At 42.6% G+C, this 12,379-nt stretch carries 13 protein-coding genes; 3 read left to right on the forward strand and 10 right to left on the reverse strand.

All coding sequences use genetic code 11. The features are described 5' to 3' along the window. Window positions 1–19 precede the first annotated feature (19 nt). Complete coding sequence (locus C8268_RS00445) at window positions 20–250, forward strand: hypothetical protein (protein WP_106765847.1); 231 nt, start codon at window positions 20–22, stop codon at window positions 248–250. Window positions 251–261: 11 nt separating this feature from the next. Here C8268_RS00445 and C8268_RS00450 read toward each other — a convergent pair whose 3' ends face one another. From C8268_RS00450 to C8268_RS00490, 9 genes are all read right to left on the reverse strand, one after another. Further along, window positions 262–606: an EamA family transporter gene (locus C8268_RS00450; RefSeq protein WP_106765848.1), complete on the reverse strand. Its 345-nt coding sequence runs from the start codon at window positions 604–606 to the stop codon at window positions 262–264. Then, entirely contained in the window at window positions 599–940 is a 342-nt protein-coding gene (locus C8268_RS00455; RefSeq protein WP_234032628.1) for a DUF2304 domain-containing protein, read from the reverse strand. The genes C8268_RS00450 and C8268_RS00455 overlap by 8 nt, the downstream gene beginning before the upstream one ends. Beyond that, window positions 937–1,647 carry a glycosyltransferase family 2 protein gene (locus C8268_RS00460; RefSeq protein WP_234032629.1) on the reverse strand — a complete coding sequence of 237 codons (711 nt, stop codon included), beginning with the start codon at window positions 1,645–1,647 and terminating at the stop codon, window positions 937–939. The genes C8268_RS00455 and C8268_RS00460 overlap by 4 nt, the downstream gene beginning before the upstream one ends. A 26-nt stretch (window positions 1,648–1,673) precedes the next feature. Beyond that, window positions 1,674–2,942 carry a glycosyltransferase family 39 protein gene (locus C8268_RS00465; protein ID WP_234032630.1) on the reverse strand — a complete coding sequence of 423 codons (1,269 nt, stop codon included), beginning with the start codon at window positions 2,940–2,942 and terminating at the stop codon, window positions 1,674–1,676. A 231-nt stretch (window positions 2,943–3,173) separates the two neighbouring features. Further along, window positions 3,174–3,449, reverse strand: a complete 276-nt coding sequence (locus C8268_RS00470) for a hypothetical protein (RefSeq protein ID WP_106765850.1) — start codon at window positions 3,447–3,449, stop codon at window positions 3,174–3,176. Between the two features lie 184 nt (window positions 3,450–3,633). Next, on the reverse strand, window positions 3,634–3,816 hold the full coding sequence (locus tag C8268_RS00475) for a hypothetical protein (RefSeq protein ID WP_106765851.1): 183 nt from the start codon (window positions 3,814–3,816) through the stop codon (window positions 3,634–3,636). Window positions 3,817–3,913: 97 nt separating this feature from the next. After that, a complete protein-coding gene (locus tag C8268_RS00480; protein WP_106765852.1) occupies window positions 3,914–5,521 on the reverse strand; it encodes a response regulator transcription factor in 1,608 nt (535 codons plus the stop codon). Continuing rightward, window positions 5,518–7,308 (reverse strand): cache domain-containing sensor histidine kinase, encoded by a 1,791-nt coding sequence (locus C8268_RS00485; protein ID WP_106765853.1) that lies wholly within the window; start codon window positions 7,306–7,308, stop codon window positions 5,518–5,520. The genes C8268_RS00480 and C8268_RS00485 overlap by 4 nt, the downstream gene beginning before the upstream one ends. A gap of 246 nt (window positions 7,309–7,554) precedes the next feature. Then, complete coding sequence (locus tag C8268_RS00490; protein ID WP_106765854.1) at window positions 7,555–8,352, reverse strand: Cof-type HAD-IIB family hydrolase; 798 nt, start codon at window positions 8,350–8,352, stop codon at window positions 7,555–7,557. Window positions 8,353–8,506: 154 nt separating this feature from the next. On the opposite strand from C8268_RS00490, the gene C8268_RS00495 reads away from it, so the two are divergent. Together C8268_RS00495 and C8268_RS00500 are read left to right on the forward strand one after the other, a co-directional pair. Further along, entirely contained in the window at window positions 8,507–9,517 is a 1,011-nt protein-coding gene (locus C8268_RS00495; protein ID WP_106765855.1) for a glycine-rich domain-containing protein, read from the forward strand. A 99-nt stretch (window positions 9,518–9,616) separates the two neighbouring features. After that, window positions 9,617–11,614: a S9 family peptidase gene (locus C8268_RS00500; RefSeq protein ID WP_106765856.1), complete on the forward strand. Its 1,998-nt coding sequence runs from the start codon at window positions 9,617–9,619 to the stop codon at window positions 11,612–11,614. Between the two features lie 62 nt (window positions 11,615–11,676). Here the strand turns inward: C8268_RS00500 and C8268_RS00505 are convergent, their stop codons facing one another. Then, window positions 11,677–12,138: a hypothetical protein gene (locus C8268_RS00505; protein WP_106765857.1), complete on the reverse strand. Its 462-nt coding sequence runs from the start codon at window positions 12,136–12,138 to the stop codon at window positions 11,677–11,679. Window positions 12,139–12,379: the final 241 nt, after the last annotated feature.

Raw genomic sequence — 12,379 nt, forward strand, 5'->3', positions numbered from 1 at the left:
AATTGAGGAGTGATGCAAAATGATTGCACGAAAGATTTCAGTGTGTGTATTATTATTCGTTCTGCTGATCATTGGGGCCGCTGCTTTGGACAAGCATATCAGCCGCACACAATACCAAATTCCTATGGAGAGACCGCTTACACCTAATTATAATATAAACACAACAAACGTAAAGGAATCAGATCCTGAAACTCAGCCCTTTGCCCCTCGCGAATATATTCGGATCATTCGGCGTCCGTCTAATCATTAGTGTAAAACATGTTATTTTGCAATGAGATAAACACCAAACAAAATAACGATGACACCTGCACCTTTGGCAAGCGTCAATTCCTCGCCGAACAACCAGACCGCAGCGAACATGGCCAACACATAAGCGAGACTTTGCATCGGATAAGCAACCCCGAGCGGCAAGCGGGATAATATGATAAACCAAACTATAGTTGCAATCCCATAAAGCAACAACCCGATCCAGATGGCTGGCGATAAGGCCAGCTTCCCCCAGTGTAAGCCTCCGCTCTGCTGTAATCCGATTTTGAACATTATCTGCCCAATGACCAAAAGTATAATATTACTGAACAGCAACCCGTAACTTAGCAGTTTACTCATGGGATGATTTACTCTCCTTCATCATCGTCAGTTCTTGAGCTAATCGTAGCACTTGATGACTTAGCTTCGTAATCACGATTGTCATATGGAGCATAATGGCAAAACAAAATAGCAGCCCGAACAAAAACAGTATCGCAGGCGCATATTTAACACCCATCCACTGCGCGATTTTTTCCACAAACGTAACATTTAAAGATACAACAAGCATCGTTATGCTAAACGTTATCCATAATAATGAATACTGCTCTTTCAGTTTCTGTCTTCTAACCAGCTCAAATGTCGTTACGAGAAACGATAATGACAGCAGCAAAGACAAAAAATAGATGTTCATCATCGCGGCTTCACTTCCTTAAGACGAGCAGCGCACATAATAACAGACAGCGTTACCTTGATCATATAGTAGATCGATTTTATAGGAGTAATCGAGGATCTTCCAGCTTGCCTTGCCCTCATTTCTGTCTTCACTTCCGTGATCCTGCATCCATTACGCTTTAAATAGACGATGGACTCTACCTCAGGATAATCCATCGGATAATAATCTGCGTACAGACCGATAACTTTGCGATTGGCTGCACGGAAACCGCTCGTTGTATCCGTGAATTGCTGCCCCAACACGATCCGCAGCAAGCCTGTAAAGAATATCATCCCTATGCGGCGCATCATCGTTGAACGATACGCTGTTTCTTCTAAATAACGAGAACCTATGACCAGATCATATTGCTCTATTTGTTCAAACAGTTTGGGCAGCTCTCTCGCACAATGCTGTCCATCAGCATCCATCTGTACAGCAACATCATAACCGTGTTTTAATGCAAAGCGGTAACCTGTCTGCATTCCGCCACCAATCCCAACATTAAAAGGCATAGTCAACACTTTTGCCCCGTGAAAACGTGCATTCTCAGCCGTCCGGTCCGTAGACCCATCATCAATCACTAGCACATCGACATCATCGACATGTGCATAAATATCTTGGATCACAGCTCCAATGCTGTTCTCCTCATTATATGCTGGTACAATGATAAGCTTCTTCCCTGCTATCACATGAATCATCCTTCCAACTGATGCGGTTACTCATTTTTCATACTTTTTGAACGATATGAATTCGTTAGACAATCAACAGCTACAGCAGCATACATAATCAGAAAAACAATATTCGGATATCCGTACCTTGAAAAAGCGATAAACGGTATATAGATTACAGTAAAATACATAAGGGTAAGCAGCAAAGGTAATTGATTCCGCCAGCTTCTAACCTTTCGGGATAGTATAATTCCCGCTATGCTTAATCCCATCAACAACGCTTGCAGAATATGCATTTCGACCAGTCCTATACCAAGTACAGGGCGCCAGTAATAAGCCGCAAAGTAAAGCCCTATTAACTTGCCTACCGTATACCAGAGCAAATATTTAAACGGCTCATGAGTAAAGCCATACTTCAATATATCGATTCCTTTGGCTGCCGCGCTGGAATCAGAGCCGTGATAGATCGTCTCCGGATCATATTGAGGATAAGCTTCGAAAAAGCCCGCGGAAGGCATCTGATTAAGGATCTGGGTACCGAGTAAAAATGGGCTGCCGCCGGAATCAGTAAACAGGATAAAACGATCAAACGTGATCATGTTGCGTATCCACCAAGGTGACAGCAAAGCTATGTATACCAAAGCGATAATGCATGTAAATCGAAGCATCTCCTTCCACGTGTACTTCTCTTTCCACCATAGAATGAGCAGTACAGCCGGAAATAAAGAAGCATGTGGTTTAAAATAGGCTGCGATTGCGGTAAGCCCCCCAACAAGCGCATACCATCCCGATCGCTTAGACTGCACGGCAGTTATGAGTACACAAACTAGCAGCAATAAAACAGTCCGGAACAACGTCTCAGACAGAATAACCCCTGATGAGAAGTAGTCCGGGGGATATAGCGCGCTTAAAACACATGCAATGATAGCGATTCTGGAGTTAAACACATGTCGTACAATAATAAAAATCAAATACAGTGAGCCTGCTTGAAGCAAACATTGAAACAGGCGAAAGGCTATCACCCCTCCGCCATCCTGTCCGAAGATCGCCAGGAACCCTGCTAAAACAAACGGGAAACCCGGCATGATGAATGAGGATGGTTCCGTTCCGGTGTTATAGGCAAGTGTTCCTTCGTTCAGCATCAATTTCGCTGTCTGAATATATTTCACATCATCGTTGTCAGGGTTGCTGGGGTCTCCCAAAAAAAAGTAATCTCCATACAATAAAACGATCGATGCAGACATCACGAATACAAAAGCCATAAGCCCATACAATATTCGTTTTTCCTTAGAGTCTGTTATTACATATGAAAACAAATCTTCCTCTCCTATTCTATGTATCCTTCCATTTGGCAATTATGTGCTTATATATCAGTTTATAAGAAGTGATCCTAGTTCAGAAACCTGCTTAAGCCAAGTCTTCAATACCGACTTTAGTCCGGGTTTTTGTAAAAATTAACCATAAAGATAAACATATTTCATGCTCTAAAAAAACAAAAAAACCGCCAGCTGGCGGGCTGACGGTACGAATCATTTTGCAATTCAATGTTATAGATTTTTGAAAGTTTCAATAAAACTTGAAGGGTCTTCCTTCACGGTATACGAATAAACACCAAACTTCGTGTGCAGGTATAAAAATCCTCCTGTGTCACCCATCTGACGGTAAGACAAATCAAACACGTCTGCAATCGAAAATTCGCGATAATGCGTCACAATTTTATCATGATACAGATAGAGCATCCGATCATCCTCATACGTCACTTGTTCCGTGCTTCCGACTTCCCTTTGAATTTTATAATAGGGCTGTACAGCCAAATACTCCATATTCCCCCTCCTTAATTAAGGCCTTCGAGAATAATGATTGTACAATCCATCATCATACACCGATCCAATGGCTTGCGGCGCTTTAATTAAGGTTGATCATATCATAGTCATCAGATGCAAAACAAATCTCGAATACAAAGGTGCGTTTTGAGGTGCAGTGCGTCTTTAACTTTCGGATGAAATATTATGAGCCTTTTCTTCGCCTGCCAAGCCAGTCCATCAGCTCGAGTGCAGCTACAAACAGAACGAATAAAATAAACAAAGATATCGATCTTCCATAGTCGATCCATCCAAACTGCGGAGCAACCGCTGCCGTTATGCCAACGATCACGATACCAAGCACAGAAAACTTCCAACCTTTAAGCATAATTTAGAATTCCTCATTTCTTGCTTCCTGATTTGTCCATTATACTATGTGCATAGAAAGTTAGCATATCTTGTTTCCATACTTATTCAATGATCTTTTAAAAGTTTAATTGACATCTTTTATATTCCGTTGGACTCATCTTATAATGCTTCTTGAACAGGCGATTGAAATAAAAAGGGTCCTCAATGCCAACCTGTTCAGCGATTTCCTTCATCTTCAGGTTTGGGTCTTTCATTAACTCTACCGCTCGTTCCATACGTAATTCATTAAGATAGTGAATGATGTTGTATCCGGTTTCAAGTTTGAATAATCTACTGAGATAGCTGTCGTTTAAATTGACCTCACGTGCAATTTGGCCAAGCGTTATTTTTTCATGAGCGTGGTGCTTCATGTAATCGATCACCTGAAGTATTTCTTTGCGCCAAATTTTCCGTTCCGGCATATCCAGCTGTTTACATGTTGTTTCAATTGCATCGGAGAAATTGCGTATCAACTGGTTTACATTTTGTGACTCGCGCAGTTTGTTATGTATAAAAACAGACAATTCATCAGCTGTTACCCCTTCCTCTACACCTTTCACAAGCAAAAGGTCAATCAGATTCCCTGCAAAAGAAATGAGCTGCTCCGGATGAATTCTTTCTTTCAATGCAGAGGCGCAGACGGTCTGAAACAACTCTTCAAGAGACAACACATCCATCTGCTCCAAACTTTTTTTGGCCTCCGCAAGCAATTGATAATGGTTGTTATGATGCCACTCCACTGAGAAATAAGGTTTAAACCCTGCGATGATCCGCGGGTCCCCCTTCTCATGGTAAAAAGCAAGGGCCGCTGCTTCCCGGCACATTCGATAGGCTTCACTCAGCTGACTCCAGCCATGATATTGAGAGCTTACCGTCACAACCAGCTCTTCATTTAAATACAGTTCCAGAGTTCTGCCGACATTTCCAGCCACTTGAAGCTGTTTTTGTTCGGTTACATTCGGACCATGACTCGGGATGATCACCATGAAAGTACTAAAGTCAATCTCAACGATCTCTGCTCCGGGCCACTCATTTAACATTTCAGAAGTGATGTTGCGAATGGAGAAGGAAAACAAATCCTTATCATTGATTTTCCCTTCCAGCTTATCCAAGTGTGTTTTAGATATATACAGGCCAAAGAAACTTCCTTCCGCACATCTGGTTTGATGTTGTTCGATTCGAGATTGCAGATTTTCAATCTGATCACCGTTTCCGGTCAACAAATCTTTTAAAAAATTGTTCTTCATGTTTTCCTCATGCTGCCGATATGCAGATTGCAGCTTTACATTCTCGGCTTGATTTTCATACACCTGGTCCAGATCATTCGCTGCTTTATTCAATGCTTCAAGCAAATCTTCTGTTTTTAGCGTTACTTTCAGCAAATAATCCGACGCCCCGCTCTTCATCGCTTCCCTCACCAGCTCAAATTCGCCGTAGTTACTAAGCACAATGACTTTGCCTCTGTACTTTTGCTCTGCTAAATGATGTAGCAGTTCAAGCCCGTCCATCTTGGGCATCTTTAAATCTGTAATAATGATATCTGGCTTCAGAGATCTGGACATCTCAAGTGCCGTTTTCCCATCTTCCGCGATGCCTACTAGCTCATAGCCGTAATCCTCCCACTTAATCATCGTCTTGAGCCCGATCCGGACTATTCTTTCATCATCTGCTATTATTACTTTCACGGGCTGTTCCCTCCTTGGGTGTTCTCCATTAGCGGCAAAGCGATCGTTACTGTCGTTCCTTGCCCTTGTAAACTGTCAATAACCAAACCATACTGGTTGCCATAATGCAGCAAGATTCGCTCTTTAACGTTTGAAATGCCGATATTGCACAGCCGCTTATGGGAAGAGACTGGTCCGTTAAGCAGCTTCTCCACCTGCTGTTTGCTCATGCCTTTCCCATTATCACTTACCTTCAAAACCAGCTTTCCCTCATGCTCAGCGGCAGTTATTAAAATTTGTGCACCAGAATCCATCGAATCGATACCATGAATAATGGCATTTTCAACGATAGGTTGTAGCATCAACTTCAAAATGTATGTAGGCAGCAGCGATTCATCTATATGAAAATTCACTTCAAAAGAATCCCCATAACGCATCCGCTGTATAATGATATAATTTTTCAAATTATTGATTTCATCTCGAAGTGTCACATATTCGTTTTTATCTACAATCGTGTTTCTAAGCAGTTCCGCTAAAGCTCCGATGCCGTCACTAACACTGTTGACCTGACTTAACGCAGCCGTCCATTTTAAAGAGTTCAACGTATTAAACAGAAAGTGTGGATTAATCTGAGCCTGAAGCACTTGAATTTCCGCTTCCCTTTTCTGCCTGCTGGCAAGTTCCCTTTCATTTACCAACTCCCGAATCTGATGAACCATGCTGTTAAAACGCAAAGAAATTTGCGCCAGCTCATCCGAATGGGGATCATGAAGGGATGCATTGAGATTGCCCTTGGCAAACTCATTCATGCTTTTTACAAGCTTTTTCAGGGGCTGAGCAATACTTCTTGTGATCGAGAGAGTCAAAAACAAACTGAGCACAATACTGACAAGGGCCATGACCAATATACTATTTCGAATGTTAACGGATTCTTCATTCAAATAACGGTGAGGTATCATGTTTATCAAATACCACGAAGAGTATGCTTCATACGCATATGTAATCATGTACGAGCCCGTTTTCGTATTGAGATCAAAGCGGTAATTTTGTGCACTTAATTGGTCATTTAACTGTTCAATCACATTCGGTGGAAGCTGGCCGTCGGTCTGTATAACCGAGGTACCTCCGATCAGCACCTCCCCATTTACATCCAAAATCAACATATCCGTATTGTTGCCGATCTCACCTTTTGGTTTAAGCAAATGTTCATACGCCGCCTTGTCCACTGCAATAAAAATATGTCCCAGTAGGCTGGACCAATCATTTCCGTTAACAATCGGCCTGGCTATAACGACAGACTCCCTGCCTTTGCTTGTCGTCACTTCATCCCATACCTCACTCTGGTCGCTGCTTTCCATGATGGTGATTAGTCGCTCAACATCCTGGCTAGGGATTAAATCAAAACCCAGATCATAAAAATACGTTCCATCTGATGTCTGTATATAAATACTTCTCACATGCTGCAAAAGCTCCCACTTTTCACTTAAAATTGTGTTAAGCTCTCTTTGCACCTCCATTCTGCTGAAGGAATCGTATCGTTTATAATTTTTAAGGCTCTCCTGTACCGTCGAATCGAACGAGATTTGCGATACAAGATTACTGTATTTCTTGTTCTCATCTGTAACCGCTTTCGAAATTTGGTCTACGATTTCTACAGAATATGCACTGATCTTGGATTTTACCGCTTCAGATGACTTTTGGTAGACGACACCTCCAATAATAAGCAGCGGGGTGATCGAGGCGATCAAAAAAGAGATAATAAGACGTTTAGGGATATTAATGTTCCGTATCGATGATCTGTTTTTCATATATGCCTCCCGGTCATTGTGCCATACGCTAGAAAAATGTCTTATTAATACTATGTTAATTCAACTTCACAGGAGGCTCTATTGAATCTTTTGTCAAAAAGCTGGACTTTTTTTACTTCACCATGCAAAAAAGCCCGCAACCATGGGCAAGCGAGCTTTTTACAATGCATAATTAGCTGATTGAATTTCGTATCATTTCATCTTAATCTTAATATACCATGCACAGAGAATGATGAATACGAAGAACTATACGACTATGCTGCTGGAGGCAATCAAGCCGAGCTGACACAAACCATGCATAATACCGTCTTGATCGACATCTCTAGTTACATATCTCGCTGCTTCTTTCACCACCGGATTTGCGTTCCCCATTGCCACCCCGTGACCTACAAACTGCAGCATTTCCAGATCGTTTAAATTGTCTCCAAAAGCGATAACATCTTCCCGTTTAAAACCGGTATGCTGAATAAACTTCTCTATTCCTGCTGCCTTGGAGCCTCCCATCGGGATAACGTCAACGCATACTCTATCCCAACGCACGAACCGAAGCTGATCACGATATTCCTCACTATATGAAACCTCTTCTTCTTCTGTACAAAATAAAGCCGCCTGATAGATATCTCTGCCCAAATTATAGTGGGGATCACATTCCGGGATCGGCAATTGATGCGGTGTATAACTGGCTTCAACACGTGCATGATGAATCATGTTCAATTTTGTATTATCTGCACTGGTGAAGGCGATTGGCTGACCGTAGTTTTGAGCATAGTCTTTTAATGAAAGCAGAACCTCCGGCGGAATCGGATTGCTATAAACCACCTTCCCTTGATAAACAACATACTGACCGTTTAAGCTCACATAAGAGTCAATCCCCAGCTCTTCTCGCAGCTCCTTGAACAGAAACGGCGGACGTCCTGTTGCAATGGCAGCTTCGTGACCGCCTGCCTTTAATTCATCAATCGCTTCCTTAGTTGACAACGGCACCTTCTTTTCATGATCCAACAAAGTCCCATCTATATCAAAAAACACCAATTTCTTATCCATAATTTCCTCCTCATTATGCTGTTATCTAAAGAGCTTAATCCATGAAAAGCATTTCAGGTCAAGGAGCATTACAAGCCATTTCCAGAATATTTTGCATCAGATGTGCATTTTTGTAATAATACACATAGCCCATTGAAGAAAGGAGATATTAGCAATGAGCAATGGTCTTATTTTAATTCTCATTATCCTTGTTTTGTTCAACCTGGTTCTAACCGGCTTATTTGTACGTAAAACTATTAAAAAGACACGATCACGTCCAAAACCAAACATCGCCCAGCGATTGCAGAATGCCCCAATCCCGCCTGAACTGGTCAGAATTGGTAGCCCGGCAGAAGATCTCTCCAACAGACTAAAGCAGTCGATCCCCACAAGTTTCAAAGATACCTTAAAGCAAAGAATGCTTAAAGAGCGTCCGGAAATGTCCGAACGTGAGTACGAATGGAGATGGCTTGAACTGCAGCGCTTTTTCATTCTTTGTGCAGTTCTTCAAAAAGTGCCCATGTTCAGCAAGGCGGTCGATGAGCTTTGGCATGAGATGCTAATGTATACACAGGAGTACCAGCGATTCTCGGATCGTTTCCTTGGAAAAATGCTCCATCATACGCCAAATGCTCAAGCAGCTGTCCCCCTTCCCCAAGAAAGGGCATGGTTTGACCTGATCTATGTTGAACTGTTTGGTTGGACACCAGAAAGCGCAGTGCTATGGGGACCTTTCTTTCGAAATGCTGTATCCAAACATGAATTAAGAAAGTATCAATCTAAAACGGCCGCTTTGCCAGCAGATGGACGATTCAACAGCTGGACCTATGAGCATTTTAGTGAAGCCCGTAAAGCCATCGATGGAATTATTGAAAGCTTGAATCAGAACATACATACCGCAATGAAGCAGCGGCGCAGTCCTAAAATAAATTACAATCATCCAGAGCTTCTGTTTGCTTCCGCTGTTTTCTTCTCCTGGAATTACCCTGAAGATTTTACGAGTCATATGATCCCCAATGACGAAGCGATCAAAAGAAACGACTCCGCCGTCTGCAGCGGTATAGCATGCACTTCCGGCAAAAACAACCATGGAGATCATAATGGCAATTCTTCCGGCTGCGACGGAGGCTCTTCTTGTAGTGGCGGTTCATCGTGCAGCAGCTGTGGCGGCGGGTGCAGCAGTTAAGGTAGGTTTGGAATCGATTGATAGATAGATTTTTCTTCGTTTCTCTGGGATAATACGGAATTAATACGTATATACACATTGAAATCAGGGGGTTATAGCATGAGCGAACAACGTGTCATTACCGCCGAAGATCTGCACCGTATGCACTGGATCAGTGATCCGGTTGTGTCCAGACAGAGCGGCGCCATTTGTTACATATCCAGAACAGTGAGTGACAAACATGACGGATATCACTCCCACATTCGCATGATGGATGCGAATGGAGTGCGGGATATTCCTTTTACGGCAGGAGAACAGGATACTGCACCGGCGTGGTCACCAGACGGGAGCCAAATCGCTTTTCTTCGCAAACAAGAACATACACGGCAAGTATGGCTTATTTCTGCTGGCGGCGGAGAAGCCCGAGTAATTACGAACATGGAGTATGGAGTTAGTGCATTTCAATGGTCACCCGATGGAAAAGCTTTGCTCTTTAAAACTGAAACGGATATAGATAAAAAGCATGAGCCTCATTCCGAAAAAAACAATCATTCTGAAATGCCTGAAGCTACAATCGTGGATCGCATCAAATTCAAATCCGACGGAGTCGGATTATGGAACGGACGCAGAAGTCATCTTTTCCTCTTGGATCTGTTAACTAAAGAGTGCATTCAACTGACTTCCGGAGCGTTTGATGTAGCTTCCTTCGCCTGGTCTGCAGATAGTTGCAAGATTGCCTATACGGCGACAAAACCATCCGCTGAATGCCCAGATCCTGATTTAAGATTTTCTAACGATCTCTTCGTCGTTGACCGTGAAGGCAAAGAATCAAAACAGATGACCGATGGCAATTTATCGATTAATTCCATATCCTACACCCCCGATGGCCAATTCATTCTCATGCTTGCTGATAATCGATCCCATGGATTTGCTACACTGACAAAAATTTATCTGATACCGGCTAACGGCGGAACATACCGCGCACTATACGAAGATCTTGATCATCAACTTGGCTACAGCTGTGTCAGCGATATGCGTTCGGGAGGTGTAAGAGCGCCTTTGTTCAGCCAGGACGGCCGATATGTATATTTACAGGTCACAAGAAACGGTTCCGTTCATATTGGACGCTTTGCACTTAACGGATCGGAACATCAAATTATCCTCCGTGGAGAACGTGAAATTTACCAATTCGATCTGGCGCCGGACGACAACATCATTTTTGCAGCAGCAGATTCTTTACAGCCTGGTGATTTGTTTTCATACAACCGAACTAACGGTGAAGAAAAACGTCTGACCCATTGTAATGAAGAACTATGGGCAGAACTTTCTCTAAGTGAGCCGGAAATGTTCACATTCAACACTTCAGACGACTGGCCAATCCAGGGATGGATCATGAAGCCGATCGATTTTAAAGAAGGTTCCAAGGTACCAGCTATTTTGGAAATTCACGGAGGGCCTCAGCTGATGTATGGCCATACCTTCATGCATGAATTTCAGCTGCTTGCAGCCGCAGGTTACGCTGTGTTCTATATCAATCCACGGGGATCTCAAGGCTACGGTCAAACTCACGTGAATACGGTACGCGGTGATTATGGCGGCAGAGACTATCAGGATCTTATGGAAGCTGTGGACTATGTGATAAAGACTTTCCCTTATATAGACGAAACTCGTATTGGTGTAACCGGAGGAAGCTATGGCGGCTTTATGACAAACTGGATTGTTGGACATACGAAACGCTTTAAAGCAGCCGTTACTCAGCGTTCCATATCCAACTGGATATCCTTTCATGGAGTAAGCGATATCGGATACCTCTTCACTCACGATCAGATTTGGGGCAACCCTTGGGATGATCTGGAGAAGCTCTGGAAACATTCTCCTATTGCTTACGTTAAAAATGTTCAAACTCCTCTTCTGATCCTTCATGGTGAACAAGACCTTCGCTGCCCAATTGAGCAAGCCGAGCAGCTGTTTGTGGCATTAAAACAGCTTGGCAAAGTAACCAGGCTGGTTCGATTCCCGGATGCGGATCATAATTTATCAAGATCCGGTCACCCGTATCTCCGCATAAGCCGACTTAAGCATATCATTGGCTGGTTTGAAGAACATATGGAGGTATAACAACAAAAAGACTTTGACCATCATTAGGGTGTGGTCAAAGTCTTTTTTTACTTGCCTAAAAACTAGGCGTTTACCATTGGGGATTGGGGACCGATCTTATGAACAGCTATGTTATGACCTTCAGCCCATTTTAAAATTTCACGAATCCCTTCGCAATTGGCATCTGCAAATTTAAATGTTCTGGAAATCCACGGTCTCTTTCTTCCTTTCAGCTTAAAGAAGAATGCTGCTTTCCGACAGCCTGTTACCTGAATCATCTCAATGTCTTCAACTTTAATGACTTCTCCATGAATGCGAATCTCATCGGAATCACGCTGAATTTCAACACCCCGTCTTACCATTCTGGCGTACAATTCTACAACAAGTGCGGTCACCACGACGACGTTAATTGCCATTTGAGTGTAAAATAAAACCGGAAACGATTGCTGGGTCCAAACCCCGATTTGGAACATCACGATACTGAATACCAAGGAGAGAAAAATAATTTCCTTCATTCGGGTGGCATATTGGATTTGATAATTCATACTACAATCCACTCCAATCTGAATGATAACTGATGGACAGTAACTGCTTACAAAAGCTCCTACTTTATTATACCACCATTGTACACAAATTAGACACATTAAAGACACATTTTTGTCAATATTTTTATCGACAAGAATCTTGTTTTTTTTCATCCTTATGATCTATCCTGTTATTTCATTGCAGATTAAAAGATTTCTTTAAAGATAAAGTCGCTTGGCTGATCGTTATCATTCTTCTTTT

The organism is Paenibacillus faecalis, from assembly GCF_900289175.1.
Lineage (GTDB): Bacteria > Bacillota > Bacilli > Paenibacillales > Paenibacillaceae > Paenibacillus_AQ > Paenibacillus_AQ faecalis.

Coding starts and splice junctions, on each gene's coding strand:
- C8268_RS00445 (WP_106765847.1), top strand. CDS start 20: ATGATTGCACGAAAGATTTCAGTGTGTGTATTATTATTCGTTCTGCTG.
- C8268_RS00450 (WP_106765848.1), bottom strand. CDS start 606: ATGAGTAAACTGCTAAGTTACGGGTTGCTGTTCAGTAATATTATACTT.
- C8268_RS00455 (WP_234032628.1), bottom strand. CDS start 940: ATGATGAACATCTATTTTTTGTCTTTGCTGCTGTCATTATCGTTTCTC.
- C8268_RS00470 (WP_106765850.1), bottom strand. CDS start 3,449: ATGGAGTATTTGGCTGTACAGCCCTATTATAAAATTCAAAGGGAAGTC.
- C8268_RS00475 (WP_106765851.1), bottom strand. CDS start 3,816: ATGCTTAAAGGTTGGAAGTTTTCTGTGCTTGGTATCGTGATCGTTGGC.
- C8268_RS00485 (WP_106765853.1), bottom strand. CDS start 7,308: ATGAAAAACAGATCATCGATACGGAACATTAATATCCCTAAACGTCTT.
- C8268_RS00490 (WP_106765854.1), bottom strand. CDS start 8,352: ATGGATAAGAAATTGGTGTTTTTTGATATAGATGGGACTTTGTTGGAT.
- C8268_RS00495 (WP_106765855.1), top strand. CDS start 8,507: ATGAGCAATGGTCTTATTTTAATTCTCATTATCCTTGTTTTGTTCAAC.
- C8268_RS00500 (WP_106765856.1), top strand. CDS start 9,617: ATGAGCGAACAACGTGTCATTACCGCCGAAGATCTGCACCGTATGCAC.
- C8268_RS00505 (WP_106765857.1), bottom strand. CDS start 12,138: ATGAATTATCAAATCCAATATGCCACCCGAATGAAGGAAATTATTTTT.